This window comes from Fibrobacter sp. UWB16, assembly GCF_900215325.1.
Taxonomy (GTDB): domain Bacteria; phylum Fibrobacterota; class Fibrobacteria; order Fibrobacterales; family Fibrobacteraceae; genus Fibrobacter.
Genome location: NZ_OCMS01000001.1, coordinates 529063 through 551038 on the forward strand (window position 1 = coordinate 529063; position 21976 = coordinate 551038).

The following is a 21976-nucleotide window of genomic DNA, read 5'->3' on the forward strand; positions in this document are numbered from 1 at the left end:
TGCAGGCCATGAGTGACGCTCTCGAAAAACGCATCAAGAAACACATCATCGGTAAACCGCACCGCTTTTTAGCCGTTTCTCCGCTTGGCTTTGAACAAACACTTTCGAGAGAACTTGATTGCATTCTTGGCGATAACGCAACAGAACAGCCGCACTCCACTGGGGACGGCAAAGTCGAATTTACCACAAAACTCACTGAAGCGTGGAAAGTTGTCGCCGTAAGCCGCATCGCAAACCGCGTGCTCATGGAAGTCGCCAGTTTCAGAGCCGAAAACTTCCGCGAACTCGAAAAGAAAGCAAGCGAAATCCCGTGGGAACTTTATTTAGACCGTAACGTCATCCTGAGCAAAGCGAAGGATCCAGTAAAATCAGGTAACGCATTAAACATCCACGTTACTTGCAAGCATTCCCGCCTGTACCACAGCGACGCCATCGCCGAACGTTTGTATAAAATAATAGAAGAAGGGGTAAGTGTCCCCCTCGCTCCTGCCGACACGGCATCCGCTACCCCCTCTGCGGGGACACCCCGCAACGCCCCGTCGCAAAACGAGAATCGCAGCATTCAACAAAATCTCTACGTCAACTTCCTAGACGACCGCTGCACCATCTGGCTAGACCTCGCCGGCGAAGAGCTCTACAAGCGCGGCTTTGAGCGATTCGTGAACGACGCTCCGCTCAAAGAAACCATCGCATCCGCGATGATTTTCGAAGCAATAGAGATCCTTCGACTTCGCGCTTCGCGCTCCGCTCAGGATGACACAAGCCATCCGCGAAGCATCACCCTTATCGACCTCATGTCAGGCAGTGGCACGTTCAGCCTCGAAGCCGCTTGCATTACAAATAAAATCATTCCCGGCACTTGTCGCGATTTTGCACTTAAACACCAGCCCGCTTTCAAGGAAGCCACGTGGAATTTTATTACGCGAAGCGCCTCCCAAAGCGACGCAAAAAGCAACACATCTACGTTCGTCACCCTGAACGAAGTGAAGGGCCCAGTAAAGCCTCGTAATGCGACAAAGCATCCCATCATCGCGAAAATCATCACGAGCGACATTTCCGAACGCGCGGTAAGCATCATCAAGCACAACATCGAATGTAGCCCGCTCGCACAAATCGCGCCAAACAAAACCACGCCCACAATTTCTCCGCAACTCCGCGACTTTTTCAGCTATACCGCCAAAGAAATTGCAGACGCCTGCGGCGACACCTCGCCCATTCTCGTGCTGAACCCGCCCTACGGCAAGCGCCTCGATTTTGACGCCCCCAAACTTTACACGCAAATAGGCAAAAAGCTAACAGAACTTGCTCGCAACCTGCACCATTTCGGCAAATCGCTCACAGTCGCCATCCTCGCCCCAAAAGACGACACCCGCGATGGCACCAAGTACACCTGCACCGCAAACCTTTTGCGCGAATGCCCCGCCCTTTCGAAAGAGCTTACCCCAACCGCCAAAGTCATCCAAACAAGCCACGGCGGCTTTAGCCTCAACGCCTTCTTTGCTACAATCTAGGCGCCTCGCCATTTTCATCACAAGAATTAATTTTCTAACTTATAACCGAAATTTAAGGTGGCATATATAATGCCACTAGAATTATTAAAGACAAAAAAGGATCATTATGCCGAAACTTCGTTCGCTCAAGACTATGGAAGGCCGTGAAATGGCCGGTGCACGTGCCCTTTGGCACGCAACAGGAACCAAGGTAGAAGACTTTGGTAAGCCCGTCATTTGCGTGGTGAACAGCTACACCCAGTTTGTACCGGGTCATGTCCACCTCAAGGATGTCGGCCAGGTTGTCGCACGCGCGATCGAAGCTGCCGGCGGTGTCGCCAAGGAAATGAACACCATCGCCGTGGACGACGGTATCGCCATGGGCCACGACGGCATGCTCTACAGCTTGCCCTCCCGCGACCTCATTGCAGACGCTACCGAATACATGGCTAACGCCCACCGCGCAGACGCCCTCGTTTGCATTTCTAACTGCGACAAGGTGACTCCGGGTATGCTCATGGCTGCAATGCGCCTCAACATTCCGGCAATCTTCGTTTCCGGTGGTCCAATGGAAGCTGGTCACGTCACGACGAAGGACGGCAAGGACCGCGCTCTCGACTTGATCGACGCCATGATCGATTCTGCAGACAACACCATCAGCGATGAAGAAGTTGCCGACATCGAAGCCAACGCTTGCCCGACTTGCGGTTCCTGCTCCGGCATGTTCACCGCAAACTCCATGAACTCCCTTACCGAAGCCCTCGGCCTTAGCCTCCCGGGCAACGGCACCATCGTTGCAACGCACGCCGAACGCAAGAAGCTCTTCGAAGCCGCCGGTAAGCGCATCGTGGAACTCTGCCACCAGTATTACGATTTGAACGACGAAAGCATCCTCCCGCGCAGCATCGCCACGAAGGACGCCTTCGAAAACGCCATGCGCCTCGATATCGCCATGGGTGGTTCTTCTAACACCGTTCTCCACTTGCTCGCCGTCGCTCAGGAAGCTGGCGTGGACTTCACCATGAAGGACATCGACCGTCTCTCCCGCAACACGCCGTGCATCTGCAAGGTCGCTCCGACCGTCCACAACATCCACGTCGAAAACGTGAACCGTGCAGGCGGCATCATGGGCATCATCGGTGAACTCGACCGCATGGGCCTCATCCACAAGAGCGCAAAGACCGTTCACGCCGCTACGATGGGCGACGCTCTCGAAGCAAACGACCTCAAGCGTAATCCGACTGCCGAAGCCAAGCAGCGCTATCTCGCAGGTCCGGGCCGCAAGTACAACATCGAAGCCTTCTCTCAGAACTTCATGTACCCGGATCACGACCTCGACCGCGCAAACGGCGCTATCCGCGATGGCGAACACGCTTACACCAAGGACGGCGGCCTCGCTGTTCTTTACGGTAACCTCGCTATCGACGGCTGCATCGTGAAGACCGCAGGCGTTGACGAATCCATCTGGAAGTTCACTGGCCCGGCAATCGTGTTCGAAAGCCAGGAAGAAGCTGTGAACGGCATTCTCGGCAACAAGGTGAAGGCAGGCGACGTCGTCGTCATCCGTTACGAAGGCCCGAAGGGTGGTCCTGGCATGCAGGAAATGCTCTACCCGACCTCTTACCTCAAGAGCCGTCACCTCGGCAAGTCTTGCGCCCTCCTCACCGACGGTCGCTTCTCCGGTGGTACAAGCGGTCTCTCCATTGGCCACGCCTCTCCGGAAGCAGCCAACAAGGGTAACATCGGCCTCGTGCACACGGGTGACGTCATCGAAATCGATATCCCGAACCGCACCATCAACGTGGAACTCACCGACGAAGAACTCGCCGCACGCCGTCAGGAAATGGAATCCCGTGGCGCCAAGGCATGGAAGCCGGAAAACCGCGACCGCGTCGTGTCCAAGGCACTCCAGGCATACGCTGCTATGGCCTCCTCTGCAGACAAGGGTGCCGTGCGCGACCTGTCTCTGATTGGCATTAAGTAAGCCATGCGTTAATGTTCATTCTGTGAGCTAGAGTCGCCGATATTAATCGGCGATGGAAGCGAGAGGCGGCGAGGTATCGCAATGTATATTGCAGTCGAGCCGCCGGTCGTCACAGGAAGCCGGAAAATCGCGACCGTGTTGTTTCCAAGGCTCTGCAGGCATACGCAGCAATGGCCTCCAGCGCAGACAAGGGTGCCGTGCGCGACCTGTCTCTGATTGGCATTAAGTAAGCCATGCGTTAATGTTCTTTCAGTGAGCTGGAGTCGCCGATATTAATCGGCGATGGAAGCGAGAGGCGGCGAGGTATCGCAATGTATATTGCAGTCGAGCCGCCGGTCGTCACAGGAAGCCGGAAAACCGCGACCGCGTTGTGTCCAAGGCTCTCCAGGCATACGCTGCTATGGCATCAAGTGCAGATAAAGGTGCTGTCAGAGACCTGTCTCTGATTGGCATTAAGTAAGCCATGCGTTAATGTTCATTCTGTGAGCTGGAGTCGCCGATATTAATCGGCGATGGAAGCGAGAGATTCGCGCACTCATCAATCTTTGAAATTCCCGCCCCGAGAAAACGAGGCGGGAATTTTTGTGTGAGGTGTTATGTGTGAATTCTTACGACAATGGAGTTTTCAAAGAAACTCGGGTCCGCACCCAAGCGCCACAACTTAGAGCCATACGCAAACAAACTCGGGCGCGCTTTGCGCAAAATTGCAGCTCCCGTTGCCCGCAAATATCCGGCCTTGCTTTTGGATTGCATTCCCTTGAGTTTTGCGCCTAAATCATCAATGCTTACGCTAATAGCATTGTGATCGTGCGGGTTGTACGGTTCAGCCTGCACCTTGGTCGAGAGCGCTTCAAAAAACTCCTGACTTTTGGTGCCAACAGCAACATCATCAAAGATGCGAAACGCTGTCGCCGTCTTTACAACCGATTCGAACTTTTCAATTCCCGCAATCCAGGGATGGTTCGCGGCCCCCACAAGCCCAATCGTAAAATCAAACGATTCTGCTTCACGGAAATAGCGGATGAACATTTCTTCCGGAGATTCCTTTTCGGGATTCGGCTTGAGAACATCTTTTGCAGCTTCTAAGAGAATCGCAGAAACATCCGTTTCTCCAGTTGCAATCGGAGCATTCGCCTTGTAAACTTGTTCAAACCCACTGTCGCCTCGGAAACCGCCATAGACATACGCAAACAGAGCCTCAGCTGCCACAGGCTTTATCAGGTGCAACACAAGCGGCAAGAAATTCGCAAACACGGTCGCACGGCGGCGCAAAAGTTCCGCGACCAGCAAGCCATCACGTTCATCGACGGCAAGCAACAACGCCCCCACATGCAGCAAGAACGAATACTGCCCGACATCCAAATTTTTAACATCGCAGGGCAAATAGACATTGATTGTCGCTTGCAAAACCTTCGGCAAGAACTTGTACCAAGAAGGCGTGAAATAAGCACTCCCGTCAACGCACTGCATCTGCGAAAGTTCCTCATCATTTGCTGATGCGCCATCAACAAAATCAAGAATTCCGGTCGAGCTTCGCGAGAACCCGTAAACCGTTATGTCCCGGGACGTTTCAATCTTCACGTAAAACATTTCGTTTGCCATTGCAGGTCTCCTTTCTGAAGGTTACAATGTAAACTTAGATTTTAACAGTGTCATATAATGACATTTTATAATTTTGCAAAAAAAATTTCCACTGGTTAACAGAACAAATCCATATTTCTTCGAATAGTCAACAATTTATCTTACCATATTTTTTCATTATCGCTTTTTATATATTTTTGACATTATTTGAACAGAATTACACTCATTTTCAATGAACATCTACTACCACCTCCCCGGCCTATTTGAATTTTATGACTTGTACAAGGCGTTTCTGCCGCTGTTCCGCGAGCACCGGGAATATTTTTACGACTGGTGCGAAATCGGATCCATTTACGGAGCGCCGAGCGACTGCATTTGGGGCGGAGGTCGCGTAGGCTTTGGGGATGCAGAGCCGCGGAAAGTCGCGGAGCTTATGCGCGAATACGGGATTTCGGCAAGGCTCACTTTCAGCAATTCATTGATTCGCGAAGAACACCTCGCCGACACTCGATGCAATAAGTTGTGCAAATTATTTGAAAGCAACGGTGCTAGCGAGATGCGCGCGGTTCAAAACGGCATCATCGTCCATTCCGATTTGTTGCTGAATTACATCAAATCAAAATATCCCAGCTTTTATTTCGTTTCCTCAACCACAAAAGTTATCACAAATTTCGAGCAATTCAAAGCGGAACTGGACCGCGAAGAATTCCGCTATGTCGTTCCCGATTTCAGGCTCAACAAGCAATTCGACAAACTGAATACGCTCACAAACGAGCAAAAGCAAAAGGTCGAATTTCTTTGCAATGAATGTTGTTGGTTCGGTTGCTACGACCGCAAAAAATGCTACGAGAATGTGAGCCAGAAAAGCCTCGGCGAAAGCAGCGAAGACCACATCTGCGTCTCGCCCACAGCCCAAAGAGGCTACCGCTTTTCCGATGCGATGAAAAATCCCGGTTTCATCGGAATCGAGGACATTCAAAACATCTACGCCCCTGCGGGATTTTGCCACTTTAAAATCGAAGGTCGCAGCCTCGGCAGCGCCCTCATTCTGGAATTTTTGCTTTACTACATGACCAAGCCCGAGCATCAGCTTAAAGTCCGCGAAGAAATTTACCTGGACAGCACGCTAGATTTGTTTTAAACAGACAACTAATGTAATGGAATTAATATATGGAACCGACAGACGCATTATTCATGACTATTGTAAAAATTGTACTGATTACCATTTTTGCAATAATTCCTTTACTATTAGGCATTTTCGCCAACATTTCGACCAAGCATCCCAGGGCAATGTTCATTGCAGGGAAAACCATATCAATTCTACTCACAATTTTCACTGTCATCTCACTTTCGATATCCGTAATATACGCAATCAACGAGCAGGATTCTACACAGCGACCCTATATTTTTGCATGGTGTATTTGCTGGCTACTCATAGCTATTTTTCCTTTATCAACATTTGACCTCACCACAAGCCAAAAAACAAAAAAGCAAAAGACCTGTTATCTCACCATTTCATTTATTACGTTTTTCCTAATTCTGTCAGGATCTGAATTTCTATACAATCGAGCGTTTGGATACGTTTTTCAAACGGAACGGTTTGAACTATCCATAAACGATTTTTACTCGAACCATCCTGAAGCCGATAAAAATAGCGACATCAATATATTCGCATCTATACAAAACGGAGAAGATGAGTTCACAGCGAATATATCCGTATATAAAGATTCTATAACTCTAAAAGCAACAGAACTCAGTTATATAAGCAGTGAAATTATAAGCAGCGAAAAATCGCAAAAAGATTCTTGTTATCGCAACGACTTGCCGCGTGACTTAGTTCAAGACATTATTGAAGAAATCACCTATTATCAACCGGAAATTGAATACACCTGGGTAGGAGACCTATGTTTCCATCCATTCGCATTTGTTGAACTTGCCAATAACAAAAACGCAACAACGATAATATTGAAACTTCCAGACATTGATGAATATCATCCCAACGCCCAGCGTTTAGCAAAAAAATTCGCGAGTCTTGTAAATGATTCTAAAATTGACCCTACAAAAGGTTGCTCCAATTAATTTCAAACATCAAAAAAAATGAAGAAAACTTTAATGACCATCCTGATTATCATCGGCGCCATCATTTTGCTATTGGCGATTTGGTTCAACATTCCCTATTCGCCCGTCAAGACGCAGTTTCGCAATGATGTAGAAGCGATGTTGAAAAGTTCCGCAGCAATCTCCGGAACGCTAGATTCCGCAAGTATCGCAAGCCTCCCACCCCTCATTCAAAAATATCTAGAAACGTGCGGCTACATCGGTAGCGAAAGACGCACGCACTTGACCATGGAATACAAAGATGTCGATTTCGGCATGGGCGTAAACAAGCCGCGAATCAAAATCGACTACACGCATGTTGACTTCGCCGATTCTCCGAACAGGCTCGCATTTATCGACAGCAAAATGTTCGGCATTCCATTCCAAGGCTACGATTATTACATGAACGGCAAAGGCGGCATGAAGGGCGTCCTTGCGAAGCTCGTTACGCTATTCGACCAGACCGGCCCCGCAATGGACAAGGCCTGCCTCATCACCTATCTCGCCGAAGCATTCTTTTTGCCAGAAGCACTCCTGAAAGATTTCATCACATTCAAGCAAATTGACGAGCACACCGTTGAAGCTACGATTACAAACAAAGGCGTAACAGCTACCGGTATTTTCCACTTCAATGACGCTTACGAAATGACCTCGTTTACAACAAATGACCGCGGTCAAATTTCACCCGACGGAACCATCGAATATACCCCGTGGGAAGCGCAATGCGAAAACTACAAAACCTATTCCGATGGCATCAAACGCCCCACCGTTTTCCGCGCCGTATGGAAAAATAAAGACAGCGACTTTGTCTATTTCGATGGAGAGATTAGCAAAGTGAATGGAGCAGAGGTAAAGTAGAAACTCGGCAGAACCGGGCAAAAAAACGCCTTACAATAAAAACCACCCAATACTTTGTTATATTAACAGCATCTGTAGACAACAGAGCAAAAGGTACTTTATGAGCGAAGAAAACAATACTTCCGGTTGCAATGCTGAAGACGTTAAAGCCATCACGAAGAGATGCGCAGAATCCTGGATGAAACGAATCCGAAATTTTGCAGGTTTCTTAGGGATGATTCTCCCGTGGATTGCTCTTGTCGGTGCCGCTATCGTAGCCAAAGCACAGCCCGCCAAAATCCCCAATGATTTTTGGGCAACGCTCTCCATCTCGGCCACATACTACTTGACACCTGCACTAGCCGGCATTTTAACGACGGCAGCAGTCGTTTTGATTTGCTACAAAGGCTACGACTGGCGCGATGAACTTGTTGCAACCGTCTCAGGCATATTCGGCTTGATGATTGTCATTTTTCCTTGCGATTGCTCCGTTGCGGATAGCAAGATTGTTGGATTTTTCCAGTTGCCTATAGCCGTTTCTAACGTCATCCACTTAACATCGGCTGTCATATTCTTTATACTTTTGGCCATCAACAGCCTATTCCTTTTCACACTTGGCGAAAGCGATACCAAGCAAAAAAGAATCCGCAACATCATTTACAAAGTCTGCGGCATTGGCATGTTCTGCACGTTGTTCCTGCTAGTTTTGCCATTTGAATTTCCAGCAAAGATTTTCGTCGTCGAAGCGATTGCGCTCACGTTCTTCGGCGTAAGCTGGCTCGTGAAAGGTCAAATTTTCGGTCTGTTCAAAGACAAATAAGAGCTAGAACGCAAAAGCCAAAGCTGCTCCGCCCTGAGGGGTCGGAGCAATTTTTATTTGCAGGCTAGTATCGTAACCAATACTCTTGTTATAAATTTCAACAGCCGAAGTTGTATAGCTTCCAGAAATTCCACCAAGTACGATTGCGACAAGAGCAACAACCCCACCACCAATCGTAAGCGGTTTTCCCATACTTTCATCAGCAATCCAAGAAGAAATTCCCCAACCTAAAGCAGCGCCACCAACAACAGAAAGAATCAAGGCTTTCGAATAAAGACTCTTCCCCGCTCGCAATTCCGCTGCAGCATCAGGATTTGTACATACAATCCATTCCAATTCGCTTTCACTCAATTGTCGGCTCCCAGCATACCAATGGCCTGATTCCCTTTCAATTTTTACTTTCGCGGGTACAGAGTATATGGGTTCTTCTACAGTACGGACTGGTTCTTCCTTTACAACAGGCGTAGAACTTTTAGACGGGTACTGTTCCCAGACACTTTGAGCAAAAGACATGTTGGTAAGCACAAGCAATACAGTAAAAAGAAACAATCGCATAATTTATTCCAATTCTACTTTAATTTCTACGCCTGCAACCCATGCCTTAGGCGCATTCAAAATCGGAGCAAGCACCTTGCGCACAGCCGCAAGGTTTTGCGTTTTAATGTAGAGTTTTACCCAGAATACATTTTGCACTTTCGGCACAAACGCATCGACAGGTCCAAGCACTGTCATCGAAGATTCCTTGCGCAAAATACCTTCAAGGCGGTTCACCGTGTCGCGAAGCAAATTTTCATCACGCGAGCCACAACTGATTTCAACGAGTTTGCAGAACGGCGGATAAAAAGCCATTTGGCGGTTCGAAGATTCCGTCTCGGCAAAGCCATCAAAATCATGGCGAATGGCATACTGCATCACAGGCTCTGTCGGATTGAGCGTCTGGATAAACACGCGGCCACCGCCACCTGCACGCCCCGCACGTCCCGCCGTCTGGCTCAACAGCTGATACAAGCGTTCCGTTGAACGGAAATCAGGAATACCTAGACCCGAATCAGCACCGACAATTCCCACAAGCTTCACGCCAGGGAAATCGTGACCTTTCGCGACCATCTGCGTTCCAAGCAAAATATTGTATTCCCGATTCCTGAACGATGTCAAGATTTTTTCGACAGCGCCCACGTTCTGCGTTGTATCGCGATCCATGCGGATTACTTTCGCATCGGCCACCCATTCGTGAATTTCTTCTTCGAGCTTTTCAATCGCGCCTCCGACAAATTCATACGTTTCAGCACCGCATGTCGGGCACGGCGTATCGACCGGATAAAGCGCAGCACAGTAATGGCACATCAGCGCATTGTACTGTTTATGATAAACTAGCGGAATATGACAATGCTTGCAGTAAAGCGTTTCACCACATTTAGTACAAACTCTAATCTTAGAGTAACCGCGACGATTCATGAGGATAATCGCTTGGTCACCACCTGCAATGCAATCTGAAAGCGCTTCGCGCAATGCAGGAGACATGAGCACGCCTTTTTGCTGGCGCACCTTGCCCATATCAATCACTTTCACTTCAGGGAGTGGAGCCGCAGTCGCTCGATTTTTGAGCGTCAACAGTTTGAGGTTCCCCGCCTTTGCATTGCGGAATGTTTCAAGGCAAGGCGTTGCAGAGCCAAGCACTACAAGTGCTCCGTACTTTTGCGCCAAGTGGAAAGCCAAGTCACGCGTATGGTAACGCGGAGCCGGATCCTGTTGTTTAAACGAAGAATCATGCTCTTCGTCCAAAATAACAACATCAAAATCAAACGGCGAAAGAATGGCGCTGCGCGTCCCAAGCACCACTTTTGCAGAGCCATCTAGCACAGCCAAATAACCCGCACGTTTTTGCGGAGCCGAGAGCGCCGAATGCAATACAACAACAGGCACCTTCAAATAATCTTCAAAACGCGATGCCGTCTGCGGAGTAAGCCCAATTTCTGGCACGAGAATGAGTACACGCTTATTGCGCTTAAGCGCTTCGCGCACCAATTCCTGATAAACTCTCGTTTTGCCACTGCCGGTCACACCATGCAGGAGCGTTCCACGAAAACCATTCTTATCCAAATCTTCAACAAGACTGGCAAGTGCAGTCTCTTGTTCGCCTGTCAAGGGGGGCAGGTCCGAACAAACCTCCATTTCGGGTCCATTTGATAGAGCCTCGCCCCGAGGTTCAGATTTTTCGGCCAGCAAGGCATCGAGAAACTTGTCAAAATCAGCAGGCCAAAAGACATTCAGAGTGCGCATGGGCGAACTTATATAATACTTAGACACCCACTCCAGCGATTCCATATAACGTTCAGAAAACACATACCCCGACTCATGCGGACACGCATACCGGACATCGAACGACGGTTTATCGCTATGGACACGGCTCACCAAGGCAAGCGTAGGCTTACGGCGGGCAAGCTGCACCCAAACGACACTCCCCCGCTGAATATCCGCTCCTTCCGGCACCCCGTAAGTAAAAACCGATGGGGACAATGGGATGTAAACCTCGCAAAAACGCGACAGAAGCGCCGAATTACAGCGTTCCTTGACCATCTCCGGAGCAGACGTTTTGGGAATTCTTTTTGCCACGCGGCAAAGATAGTATTGTTACAAGCTTAAATGGGCATAAATTCGCACTGTTTTTCCTGACTATAATATTTTTTTAGTTAGATTATGCTATACGGAGCTGAGGAAGCCCCGCCTACCTATTGGAGATATTATGAGCATTTTTGACGCATTTAAACCGAAATGGCAAAATTCCAACCCCGCAAAGCGCATTGAAGCAATTGCAGACTTGGATGAACTCACTAGTCAAGATATTGTCGAACGAGTGGCCCTTTCTGATGATAATGTCGAAGTGCGAATGGCTGCAGTTAAGAAACTTGCAATTATTAAGACACTTCAGGATATTTCGACAAAAGACAGCGATGCCGGCGTACGCCGTTTGGCAGAATCGAGAGCTTTCGAAGAAATCGTCAAAAAGCTGAAAAACTTTAATGAATCCGCTCTGAATAGCGAAGTCCTCGGTTACATTGATGCCATCAAGGACACGCGCTATACTGAAGATGTCCTCAAGGCAACAGACAACGTAAATTTGAAGAGAGAACTTGTCAAGCAGTGCAGCAAGCAGTCCTTGCTCGCCCAGATCGCTACCCGCGATTCTAGCGAAGAAATCGCACTGCAAGCCGCAGACCGTGTAACGTCTGAATCATTGCAGGCAGACCTCATCAAGAGCTCCAAGCACACCTCCGTCCGTAAGAAGATTTCGGACAAAGTTCGTGCAAAGAAGGAAGCCGAAGACAACGGCAGAAAGGCAGCCGAACTCTTGCAGAGCAAGCGCGAAGCCCTCATCAAGCAGGCTCATTTCCTCGCCGCCCAAAAGGACGCTTTTGCCACCAAGCCACAGTTTGACGACCTGATGAACGAAGCAAATGCTCTCGGCATGGGCGAATCTGCAGCAACGCTCAATGAAATTTACGAAAGCTTCAACAAGTTCTACGACGAAGCAAACGCCGCAAAGAAGGCTGCAGAAAATGCCGAAGCTGAAAAGCAGGCAAAGATTGCACGCCTCACGGAATCGCTCACGGAACTCGAAGGAATGCTCGAAGCAGGTACAACCGAAGAAAACGCTGACCGCGTGAATACAATCATCCAGGAATGGAACGAAGGCAAGTCCGTCATGGATGCAGCCTTGATCAAGCGCTTCAACAACGCCTACTTCAAGTCTCAAGAAGCAAAGAAGATTGAAATTCCGACCGCAGAATCCGAAAACGCAAGCGAAGAAGAAATAGCCATCCGCAAGAGCCTTCTCGAACGTCTCCAGGCACTTTCTGAAACGGAAATCGATGAAAACACGGGCAAGCACTTGCATGCCATCGTTCGCGAATGGGAAAAGCTCGCCCTCCTCGAAGGCGACGATCCGATTCTCCAGGCATACAATGCTCTCCGCACCAAGCTGAGCGAACTCATCAGCGCATTCAACGAAAAGACCCAGAAGGTCATCGAAGAAAATTCCAAGAAGCTCCGCGGCCTCATCGAACGCATCCAAAACATCGATGAAAACCAGGAATTCCGCGAAATCCACAAGATTCTCCGCGACACTTATCAGGAATGGAAGGAAATCGTTGGCGAACAGAAGTTCAAGTACCACGATCTCTGGCAGGAATACAAGATTGCCACCTCCCGTTTCCAGGAAATGCAGCAGTGGGAAAACTGGCACAACGAAAAGGACCGTGACACCATCATCGAAGAAATGGACGCGCTCTCCAAGGAAACTCCGAGCCAGGCTGTGCTTGCCAAGTTCCGCGAACTCTGCGGCAAATGGCGTGAAATCGGCCCGATTTCTGCAGCCAAGTTCCAAGACTACCGCGACCGCTTCCAGGCTCTCGTAGACAAGGTCAAGGAAAACTGCGCACCGTTCATCGAAGAACAGAACGCCGAACGCCAAAAGAACCTCGTCGACAAGGAAGCCCTCTGCCAGAAGGTCGAAGACCTCGTTGCTAACGCTGAAATTTTCTGGAAGGACAAGTTCAAGGCCGTGCAGGAAATCCAGGAAAACTGGAAGAACATAGGCATGGTCCCGAAGGAAGCTTTTGCAGCCCTCAACAAGCGTTTCAAGGATGCCGTAAACGCCTTCTATGCCCAGCACAAAGAAAATGTGAAGCGCGAAGATGACAGCCGCGAAGCCAACTACGAAAAGAAGGTCGCTCTCTGCATGGAAGCCGAAGCCATCAAGGATTCGACAGACTGGAACGCCACCTCCACCAAGCTCAAGCAGTTGCAGGACGCATGGAAGGCAACAGGCCCAGTGCCGAAGAGCAAGTCCGACGAAATTTGGACACGCTTCCGCACCGCTTGCGATTCCTTCTTTGAAAAGAAGCGCAGCCACTTTGAAGAAATGGACGCCGCCAAGCAGAAGAACCTCGAACAGAAGCAGGCCCTCTGCGAAAAGCTCGAAGCTTTCGACATCGCCAACATCACTCCGGAAGTCATCGAAGCTTACAAGGCCATCGATGCTGAATGGAAGACGATTGGCATGGTCCCGAAGGACGCTGTAGAATCCATCAACGAACGCTTCAACGCAATCGTCAATAAGATTGTCGCCAAGATGGCAGAATCTGACCCGGAACTCCAGGCCAAGATTGCAGACATCAAGAAGAAAAAGCAGGAAATGATCGAAAAGGTCCGCCAGTTTGCCGAAAGCGCAGGCTCCAACCAGCTCGCTGATGCCGTTCGCGACATCCAGAAGGAATGGGTCACGCTCGGTTCTTGCGGTAACGACGACGATGAACTCCGCAAGGCATTCCGCGATGTCTGCGATGACTTCTTCACCCGCCGCCGCGACCAGCTCGACATTCAGGAACAGGCTCGCCAGAACAACCTCCAGAAGAAGATTCTCCTCTGCGAACAGGCCGAAGACTTGCTCACCGACTTGAACGATCAGACGGTCGTTGCCTCGATGAACAAGGTCAAGCATTTCCGCCGCTTGTGGAAGGAAGTCGGTGCCGTTCCTCGTGAACACTCCGAAAAGATCTGGAAGCGCTTCAATTCTGCTTGCGACCAGGTGTTCGCCTTCGGCCGCAAGGACGAAAAGAAGGAAGAAGCTCCGGCAGCAACAACCGAAGCTTAAGCGATCAGAGAAGGTCTCCACGACCTTGCCAAGTTCACTTACAAGACCTTGTCATGCCCGCCTCCGAGCGGGCATATCCTTTTTATACGCTAGAGAATGGAGATTCCCTCCCCATACGCGGATCATGACTACTAAGCAGCATAGCTGCAAGTAGTCAAAGAGGTCAAGCCGGGAATGACAAATAGACTAAATCCTTCTGCATTTTCTATTTTTTATTTCATGAAATTCCCGCCATGGACAAGTGTAAGCGAAGCAGCCCGCCTCCTCAAGGAAGGCGAAGTCGTCGCCATCCCGACAGAAACGGTTTACGGGCTCGCCGGTAACGCTTTCGAGCCCAAAGCTCTCGCCAAGATTTTCGCAGCCAAAGAACGCCCAACGTTCGACCCGCTGATTGTCCATATCGCAGACATTGCACAGCTCACCGACATCGCTAAGGACATCCCTGATAGCGCCTACAAGCTCGCTGAAGCCTATTGGCCGGGCCCGATGACCATCATCCTCCCCAAGAAGGATTGCATCCCCGATCTTTGCACAAGCGCCCTCCCTTCCGTGGCCGTGCGCTTCCCGAGCCATCCGATTGCGCAGGCAATCATCAAGGAATCAGGGCTCCCGCTTGCCGCCCCGAGCGCAAATCTCTTTAAGCACGTGAGCCCCACGACCGCTGAACACGTTGCCGCCCAGCTCGCCGATCGCATCGCAGGCATTGTCGATGGCGGCCCCTGCTCCGTTGGCGTCGAAAGTTCGATTATTTCCCTTGTTGGCGAACCGACCGTCATGCGCCCTGGCGCCATCACACTCGAGATGTTCAAAGCCATCCTCGGTGAAGTAAAAATCAAGGAATCTACATCCAAGCCGGGCCAGCCGATGCTCGCTCCTGGCCAATGCGATACACATTACCGCCCGCAAGTCCCGCTTTACTACGGCGAAGTTCCGGCCGGCTACACGCTCCCGGAGCATACCGTACGCATTGCGTTTGGCACACAAGCAGGCCCCATCCCCGCTACGGTAAACTTGTCTGCTACAGGCGACATGGTCGAAGCAACCTCCAAGCTTTACGCCTTCATGCACGACCTTGACAAGCCCGAATACGACTTGATTCTCGTGGACACCATCCCGAACACGGGCGTTGGCATGGCACTCAACGACCGCCTGAAACGCGCAAGTATCAAGTCATTACCGTAAATACGAGATTATAGTTACTAGTTAGTAGTCATTGGTCATTAGAAAATCTTGACATAAAATTTTCTAGAAACTCGTAACTTAGAGCACTTAACTTACATCGGGAACAGCGGATAGTGTTCCTTGGTATAGGCGCGCGTAAACGCATTGAAGTGCCACCATTCGCTAGGGAGCATTACCCACCCCGCACGCTTCATAATATTGCGGAGCAAGTTGCGGTTATCGATTTGCTGTTGCGTGAGGCGCCCGGACTTTAAAGCATCAGCCTCGCCCACTACACCCGCACAACGTTCAAACGAATCAAAGTTGGCTCCCATATCAAGCAAATTGCCAGTGCTATCGGCAATTCCCAAATCAAGCGCAAGCCCGTAATTGTGGAGCCCGCCCGTCTTGCCCGACGAAACGAAATGGCTGTAAGGCGTTCCCGCCACAGATTGTTTCAGAACCGATTGCGCATACATCGGGCGAGCCGCATCAAAAATCACAAGTGAATATCCCGGCAGCTCTTTGGCAAGAAGCGAAAGCGCTCGTTTCAGCTTTGGCAAGCCGTCCTTATGGATAAATGCACGCTGGATACCGCAATACATGTCGTGACCGGTCACGTTGTTAAACGTAGCATAGCGCAAATCCATGCGCAGCCCGCGCATATACGTAATTTCGACCAAATTAGAATCGTGGCTTGCGTAATCCACCCATTGCTTTGCCGAAGAGCAATAACGCAAAGGTTTCGCGGGCTTCGGCGGCACAAACAAGCTATCCGTTACATGCGCAAACGAGGAAACCGCGAAAAACGCAATTGCTAAAACAATAGATTGCTTCCGTCTACTCATTAAATTCCAAGCTGCACTTCTACGCCAAACTGAACATAGAGCCCCATGCCCTTAGCAATAAACGGGACCAGGTTGTATCCATTGCCAGTTTTGTCGTCCTTGTCTTGAGCCACCCAAGAACGTTCACGGTCATTTTCAGCACCAAGGAACTTAAGGGCATCAACATCGAGCTTTGCAAAAATGTTATCCACTTCAAGATAGAATCTTGCATGCCTAAAGAAGAACTTAGACTTCGTCAAATCCAAATTCACACGCACATCGGTTCTGTACATATCCGTGAACTTATGATAATCTCTTAATTCACGGGTACCGCCCTTGCCACTTGCAGCAGGCTTAATAGCGTAATAATAAAGCGGTCTATGCCATGCAGCATGGTGCGTCAAGATAACAGATACGATGGAGTCCTTACGCGGATAATACCTAAAGTGCGAAACGACATCCAAACGAGAGTTCGCTTCCCACGGCAATGACTTTCCGCCATCCAATTCATATTCGCCATACACAGAGCTTGCATTCATCGCCATCGAGAAGTGATGAGAAGTTTTCCATTCGAGCGAGCCCGAAGCACCTGTAACCCAAGCGTTATTCACCGGAGTCACATCCTGGTAATTTGCAAAAGCCTTTGGCAACGGGAGCAGCGGATCAAAGTAGAAACGTCCAAAGCCCGATACTTGAGCCACCAAGTACTTGGAGCGATAGCCCAAGCCCAACTTCAGTGACGTTCCAGATTCCAGACGGCCTGTCAAATCACCATCATCAAAATAGTGTTTCCAGTCTGCACGGTAGGCGGCATTACCAAAAAGTCTCCAGTATGCCGAATCCGTCTTAGACAAATTGCGTTCCATATCAAAAGAAGCCGTCGGCAAAGCCTTATGGTCAGCAGCGTCAGCCACAGCACCCACAGAAAGCATGTGCTCCGAATAATTATTCTTCCAATCGAGCGTTACAGCACCCGACAGAACACCCGTCTGATAATCAGAGGATTCTTCGCCACCAGGAATCGGAAAACTGCGTTCGACCATGTGATGTTCATAAAGAACGGCTCCACGCAAATCAGCCCCAAAAATATCCGCATTAAAATTCCGATCAGCGCCGGCACTAAGCGTCGTATGGGTCTGGCTATAGCCGTCAATGAAAGTTTTCGCCGAAGCATCGGAGAAATTACCCGAACGGAATCCCGTCGTATCGCGAATCGTATCGCTCAGGCTTTCGCGGACAAGCCCTGCATGGAAACTCGTTCCGAACTTCGAAGCATATTCCGCACCGACAACCAAATAGCTTTGGCTACCTTCAATAATATCAATTGAATTGACCGCACCATAAGTGGACGATGTATCCTGGCTCACCTTGTATTCATCAGAGCTATACAACGTGCGCAACGCCCATGACGCATTACCAAGCGAATCAGAACCGTTCAACTGAGCGTAAACATCAAATGCAGTCAAGTCAAACGGATCCGAAGACTGCACCTTGGCGTCGGAATTTTTATCGTCGCGTTTGCGGAACTCCGTATAAAACTTTTCACCTAGATTTTTAAGCATGTCGTCGTCAAGGAAACGGAATGCAAAACGGAAGCTATCCCAAATGAAGAACGGCGCATCAAGGACGACTTCTCTGAGCGTTGTACCGGCAGAACCTTTCAAGCCCCACTCGCCACTCGTCTGTTCCGGAATGTACTGGATTGAAGTCGCAAGTCCCTGCCCAAGAGGTCCTTGTCCATAATGATCGTGAATTTCAATGCCACTCAACGTATGCGGATTCACAACGGACAAGTTACCAGGGAACCCAACATCCAAATGGCGCATGTTCGGAATACGGAGACGTCCCAAATGATAAGCGACATCGCTTGCACGGGAACCGTCGTAATAGAGAGCACTGCTAAAATCCTTTTGACCAGAAACACCAGGCATCTGGCTCAAGTGTTCTGTCAAGTCAAAGCGCATACCAGCCGCATCTTCCAGTTTTTCAAGCTGAACCGTACGTTCCACTTCCCACTTGACCGGTTCGCCATCTCCGATAATCGTGCTTGCCCCGAGATTCGTGACATTCGTGCTGAGCGTAATGACCATGTCCAACAGGTCGGCAAAGTCCTGCAGTTCAACAAAGACGCTATCGTAGCCCTCTTTCTTGAATACGAGCGAGGCATTCTTGGAATCCACGGTCAGCTCAAAACGGCCACGGGAATCAGTCTCACCGATGCGCTTGCCGGACTGATAGGTAATAGCCACATCCTTGACTGGCAAATCAGATTCTGCTTCAAGGACGACACCGATAACCGTTGTAGGCGAAGCCGCAAAGACCCCAACCACAATAAACAGGACAAAATTGAAAAATAAGCGGAAATTCATACTTCCAAAATAGATATTTTATGCAAGAAAAATTCAAGCAAGCCACCAACATCTTATATTATACGCATGCTTAAAGTTTATTTAGTCCAGTTCGATAGCGCCAAGGGCCACAAATCCGAGAATCTCGACCGTGCAAAGAAGATTATTCTCGAGGCAAAGCCCATAGCGGGGAGCCTAGTACTCCTCCCCGAAATGTTCGCCACAGGGTATGTCCCTACCGATCTGGGCGATGCAGCCGAAGACTTCAGCACGAATGTCTCCGGTGAAACCGCACGCACGCTCTCCGAGATTGCAAACGAAACGAACTGCACCATCATGGGCGCAGGCATCACCCGCGCAAACCACGGCTTTTACAACCACGTAAGCATCTACAAGCCCAACGAAGCCCAGGAATTCTGCGGATACAACAAAATGAACTTGTTCTTCCCCGAGAAGGAAAGCTTTAAAGCGGGCGAAAATATTAATTTATTTAAGTTTGACAACTGGTCCATAGCTTCGTTTATCTGCTACGACTTGCGGTTCCCCGAAATATTCCGCGAAGCGACCAAAAAAGGCGCAAATTTCATCACGATCCAGGCAGCGTGGCCCGCCAAAAGACGAGCCCACTGGGAGACGCTCCTCAGAGCACGCGCTATCGAAAATCAAGTCTACATCGCCGCAGTAAACGCCGTCAGTGAAAGCCCTGACCAAAAGCTCCCGCTTGCAGGTACATCCCTCATCATCTCGCCAAATGGTGACATTCTCGCTGAGGCCTCGCACCAAAACGAGGAGGTCATTTCGGCCGAACTGGACCTCCAAGCTGAACGCGATTATCGCAAATCCTTCCCCGTTCTCGAAGGCGTAGTCCCACCGGAATTTTTATAAGACCGAACAAAAAACATGGCCAAGCGACAAGATTCAAGTGAACTGAATCACACAAAAAAGGCCGTGATTAAAGTTTCCTTGGACAATCAGTCAATTCTAATTCATTGACTATCAATGTGTTACAGAGCACAAATTTTATATATTTGCCGAAAAAAATTTTCTTTCCAGTATTGACAATTTTACCACAGAAAGATTATTTTTATATTACGTCTTTTAAGAAAAGAGGCTTAATATGGCAACAACAAGTAAAATTGACGAAGCAAAAGAGCTCATCAAAGCAGGGCTCAAACGCGAGCTGATTCTAAAAATCACATCGATTTCGGAACACGAGTACAGCCTCCTCCAGCGTGAACTCCTCGCTACGGCATAGGCTTGCAGCTCATCCTGAACATTCCCGCACAAAAAGCAACCGACGGAGCTTCTCGCAAGGCCGCCGTTATCGCTTGTTATAAAGACGGGAGTCTCCTGCTCGATGCAAGGGACAACCTTAAGCCCGCAAGATTTACCATGCACCCGTCCGACAATTTTCCATGGACGGAATTCATCGAAAAACTGCTTGCTGCATGGCAGCTCTGCGATTACAGCGATGTTCCAGAAGCGTTCAAGCCCATCAAGCAGATTCCTGCCTTCGTAATCGAAGGTCTACCGCGCGAACCCGTGCCACAGCAACTCAAGGTACTAGCCTCGTTACGCTCACAAGGCTATTTCGCAACGCTTCAGAATCCAGGGAAATAATTTAGGGCAAATAAAAAAGAAAGTGCCCTCTCCTAATCCGTATCGACCAAACATCGACCATAATCGAAGACACTTTCTTTGTTTTTCCAAGGAGAATCCACCCTTCCATCTCCTACGTTTTATATTATACATTATTTTGGTCAAATAGATTATTATTAAAAAAATATTTTCTAATCAAAAATTATATATTCAAAAAAAAACGTGTAGGGAGATTCCCGCCTTAGCGGGAATGACAAGTTTATATTATGAACCTTATCAAGTATTTTAGCAAGCAACGTTGGTTCATGGGCAAAAACAGAACCATCTTACGCGCAGACACGCTCGACTCCACAGAAGCCGGCAACACGCGCATCAGGCTTATCAAGGTTTCGTTCGACGACGGCGAAAGCGACATTTATACGGTCATCGATGACGAAAATGCAGTTGGTAAAATTCTCGAAGACGCATTCCTCGATGGCTCTCAGCAGTCTGTTTTCGCAGGCGACTCCGGATTTTTCTCGTTTAGAATTACATCGCCATTTTCGAGAGCAGCCCTCACGAGCATCAAGCCCGTTTCAAAGGAACAGAGCAATTCCGCATTTTGCGCACCCGGCAAATTTTTCTTCAAGCTATACCGCAGGCTAGAACCGGGTTTACACCCCGAAGCCGAAATCCTTGAAGCAATGAACAAGGCCGACAGCAGCCGCGTCCCAAGGCTTTACGCCGTCTGCAATTATAAGGCCAAAGGCGGTGAAGTTTACACGTGGGGAATCCTCGAAGAACATTTCCCGAACGCACTTGACGCCTGGAGCGAATTCTGCAACAACATGGATAGCACAGACGCCTTCCAGCTCGGGATGTCCACCGCGCAGATGCACGAAAGCCTCAAGCGTTTAAGCGGGCCCAAGTACAGCGGCATCGAGCCGCCATTCGACCGATTGCAACAGTTGCTCCAAAACTCCACGGATACCGAGTACGCTCCGAAATTGCGCGAAAAGCTCCCGGAACTGCGCATCCGCTATAGCGACTTGCTCCGCGAAACATTCAGCGACAAGACCATCAAAAAACAGCGCATCCATGGGGATTACCATCTCGGGCAAGTGCTGATTACGCAAAGTGCAAATGGCACCAAGCATTTCGAGATTATTGACTTTGAAGGGGAACCCACGCGCAGCCTCGACTACAGACGCACTATCCGCTCCCCCGCTGTCGATATCGCCGGGATGTTGCGCAGCTTTGCCTATGCAGGCGCCGTCGCGAAGACCGATCCGACCGAAGCGCAAAAAGCTTTTGTCACAGGGTATTCCAAGGTCTCCGGGATTTCCACCGAAGAAATCGAAAAGGAATCCAAGCCCTACATTCTCGCAAAAGCCATCTACGAAGCATGCTACGAGCTAGAATTCCGCCCCGACTGGTTCTGGATTCCCGCCAAAGCATTGCTTGAATTGTAAGATTCAATAAAATATTCACTTTTTTCGCACATTAGAACATTTTTTTGTGTCTATGCGAGATATTCTCGCAATTAACAAAAAAAATAAATCGTCGTGAGAATAAAGCGTCGGCCAAGGATGGGGTGGGT

Annotated in this window: 17 protein-coding genes; 12 read left to right on the forward strand and 5 right to left on the reverse strand. The window is 49.3% G+C overall.

The features are described from left to right. The first annotated feature begins 8 nt into the window (after positions 1–8). Positions 9–1511, forward strand: coding sequence for a class I SAM-dependent RNA methyltransferase (locus CRN95_RS02230; protein WP_097019978.1), 1503 nt, complete (start codon positions 9–11; stop codon positions 1509–1511). Positions 1512–1617: 106 nt separating this feature from the next. Beyond that, on the forward strand, positions 1618–3474 hold the full coding sequence (gene ilvD, locus CRN95_RS02235) for a dihydroxy-acid dehydratase (protein ID WP_097019979.1): 1857 nt from the start codon (positions 1618–1620) through the stop codon (positions 3472–3474). A 594-nt stretch (positions 3475–4068) separates the two neighbouring features. Here ilvD and CRN95_RS02240 read toward each other — a convergent pair. Beyond that, positions 4069–5076 (reverse strand): hypothetical protein, encoded by a 1008-nt coding sequence (locus CRN95_RS02240; protein WP_097019980.1) that lies wholly within the window; start codon positions 5074–5076, stop codon positions 4069–4071. 211 nt (positions 5077–5287) lie between these two features. Between CRN95_RS02240 and CRN95_RS02245 the strand changes: the two genes are divergently transcribed. The 4 genes from CRN95_RS02245 (at position 5288) to CRN95_RS02260 (ending at position 8809) form a co-directional block, all read left to right on the forward strand. After that, positions 5288–6196, forward strand: a complete 909-nt coding sequence (locus CRN95_RS02245; RefSeq protein WP_097019981.1) for a hypothetical protein — start codon at positions 5288–5290, stop codon at positions 6194–6196. Positions 6197–6225: 29 nt separating this feature from the next. Further along, positions 6226–7134: a hypothetical protein gene (locus CRN95_RS02250; protein WP_097019982.1), complete on the forward strand. Its 909-nt coding sequence runs from the start codon at positions 6226–6228 to the stop codon at positions 7132–7134. A gap of 18 nt (positions 7135–7152) precedes the next feature. Then, positions 7153–8010, forward strand: coding sequence for a DUF6544 family protein (locus CRN95_RS02255; RefSeq protein ID WP_235002822.1), 858 nt, complete (start codon positions 7153–7155; stop codon positions 8008–8010). A 100-nt stretch (positions 8011–8110) separates the two neighbouring features. Beyond that, complete coding sequence (locus CRN95_RS02260) at positions 8111–8809, forward strand: hypothetical protein (protein WP_097019984.1); 699 nt, start codon at positions 8111–8113, stop codon at positions 8807–8809. Positions 8810–8812: 3 nt separating this feature from the next. On the opposite strand, the gene CRN95_RS02265 is transcribed toward CRN95_RS02260, so the two are convergent. Both CRN95_RS02265 and priA read right to left on the reverse strand, forming a co-directional pair. Then, positions 8813–9364: a hypothetical protein gene (locus CRN95_RS02265; RefSeq protein ID WP_097019985.1), complete on the reverse strand. Its 552-nt coding sequence runs from the start codon at positions 9362–9364 to the stop codon at positions 8813–8815. Positions 9365–9367: 3 nt separating this feature from the next. Next, complete coding sequence (priA, locus tag CRN95_RS02270; RefSeq protein WP_235002823.1) at positions 9368–11422, reverse strand: primosomal protein N'; 2055 nt, start codon at positions 11420–11422, stop codon at positions 9368–9370. Positions 11423–11552: 130 nt separating this feature from the next. On the opposite strand from priA, the gene CRN95_RS02275 reads away from it, so the two are divergent. Both CRN95_RS02275 and CRN95_RS02280 read left to right on the forward strand, forming a co-directional pair. Next, positions 11553–14462, forward strand: coding sequence for a DUF349 domain-containing protein (locus tag CRN95_RS02275; protein WP_097019987.1), 2910 nt, complete (start codon positions 11553–11555; stop codon positions 14460–14462). 219 nt (positions 14463–14681) lie between these two features. Then, the gene (locus CRN95_RS02280; RefSeq protein WP_235002824.1) at positions 14682–15644 is read left to right on the forward strand and encodes an L-threonylcarbamoyladenylate synthase; all 963 of its coding nucleotides are present in this window, start codon (positions 14682–14684) and stop codon (positions 15642–15644) included. A 92-nt stretch (positions 15645–15736) separates the two neighbouring features. Here CRN95_RS02280 and CRN95_RS02285 read toward each other — a convergent pair whose 3' ends face one another. After that, on the reverse strand, positions 15737–16471 hold the full coding sequence (locus CRN95_RS02285) for a M15 family metallopeptidase (protein WP_235002825.1): 735 nt from the start codon (positions 16469–16471) through the stop codon (positions 15737–15739). Next, complete coding sequence (locus CRN95_RS02290; protein WP_097019988.1) at positions 16471–18819, reverse strand: hypothetical protein; 2349 nt, start codon at positions 18817–18819, stop codon at positions 16471–16473. Before CRN95_RS02290 ends, CRN95_RS02285 begins: the two co-directional genes overlap by 1 nt. Before the next feature lie 66 nt (positions 18820–18885). Between CRN95_RS02290 and CRN95_RS02295 the strand changes: the two genes are divergently transcribed. The 4 genes from CRN95_RS02295 to CRN95_RS02305 all read left to right on the forward strand — a co-directional run bounded on the left by CRN95_RS02295 (position 18886) and on the right by CRN95_RS02305 (position 21848). Next, the gene (locus CRN95_RS02295) at positions 18886–19683 is read left to right on the forward strand and encodes a nitrilase-related carbon-nitrogen hydrolase (RefSeq protein WP_097019989.1); all 798 of its coding nucleotides are present in this window, start codon (positions 18886–18888) and stop codon (positions 19681–19683) included. 232 nt (positions 19684–19915) lie between these two features. Further along, the gene (locus CRN95_RS14890; RefSeq protein WP_173462673.1) at positions 19916–20053 is read left to right on the forward strand and encodes a hypothetical protein; all 138 of its coding nucleotides are present in this window, start codon (positions 19916–19918) and stop codon (positions 20051–20053) included. 2 nt (positions 20054–20055) lie between these two features. Continuing rightward, complete coding sequence (locus CRN95_RS02300) at positions 20056–20418, forward strand: hypothetical protein (RefSeq protein WP_088631441.1); 363 nt, start codon at positions 20056–20058, stop codon at positions 20416–20418. Between the two features lie 245 nt (positions 20419–20663). Further along, a complete protein-coding gene (locus CRN95_RS02305; RefSeq protein WP_097019990.1) occupies positions 20664–21848 on the forward strand; it encodes a phosphotransferase in 1185 nt (394 codons plus the stop codon). The last annotated feature ends 128 nt before the right edge of the window (positions 21849–21976 follow it).

Bases quoted from the DNA above. Each gene is read 5' to 3' on its own strand.
- CRN95_RS02230 (WP_097019978.1), top strand. From the start codon at position 9: ATGAGTGACGCTCTCGAAAAACGCATCAAGAAACACATCATCGGTAAA.
- ilvD (WP_097019979.1), top strand. From the start codon at position 1,618: ATGCCGAAACTTCGTTCGCTCAAGACTATGGAAGGCCGTGAAATGGCC.
- CRN95_RS02240 (WP_097019980.1), bottom strand. From the start codon at position 5,076: ATGGCAAACGAAATGTTTTACGTGAAGATTGAAACGTCCCGGGACATA.
- CRN95_RS02245 (WP_097019981.1), top strand. From the start codon at position 5,288: ATGAACATCTACTACCACCTCCCCGGCCTATTTGAATTTTATGACTTG.
- CRN95_RS02250 (WP_097019982.1), top strand. From the start codon at position 6,226: ATGGAACCGACAGACGCATTATTCATGACTATTGTAAAAATTGTACTG.
- CRN95_RS02255 (WP_235002822.1), top strand. From the start codon at position 7,153: ATGAAGAAAACTTTAATGACCATCCTGATTATCATCGGCGCCATCATT.
- CRN95_RS02260 (WP_097019984.1), top strand. From the start codon at position 8,111: ATGAGCGAAGAAAACAATACTTCCGGTTGCAATGCTGAAGACGTTAAA.
- CRN95_RS02265 (WP_097019985.1), bottom strand. From the start codon at position 9,364: ATGCGATTGTTTCTTTTTACTGTATTGCTTGTGCTTACCAACATGTCT.
- CRN95_RS02275 (WP_097019987.1), top strand. From the start codon at position 11,553: ATGAGCATTTTTGACGCATTTAAACCGAAATGGCAAAATTCCAACCCC.
- CRN95_RS02280 (WP_235002824.1), top strand. From the start codon at position 14,682: ATGAAATTCCCGCCATGGACAAGTGTAAGCGAAGCAGCCCGCCTCCTC.
- CRN95_RS02285 (WP_235002825.1), bottom strand. From the start codon at position 16,471: ATGAGTAGACGGAAGCAATCTATTGTTTTAGCAATTGCGTTTTTCGCG.
- CRN95_RS02290 (WP_097019988.1), bottom strand. From the start codon at position 18,819: ATGAATTTCCGCTTATTTTTCAATTTTGTCCTGTTTATTGTGGTTGGG.
- CRN95_RS02295 (WP_097019989.1), top strand. From the start codon at position 18,886: ATGCTTAAAGTTTATTTAGTCCAGTTCGATAGCGCCAAGGGCCACAAA.
- CRN95_RS14890 (WP_173462673.1), top strand. From the start codon at position 19,916: ATGGCAACAACAAGTAAAATTGACGAAGCAAAAGAGCTCATCAAAGCA.
- CRN95_RS02305 (WP_097019990.1), top strand. From the start codon at position 20,664: ATGAACCTTATCAAGTATTTTAGCAAGCAACGTTGGTTCATGGGCAAA.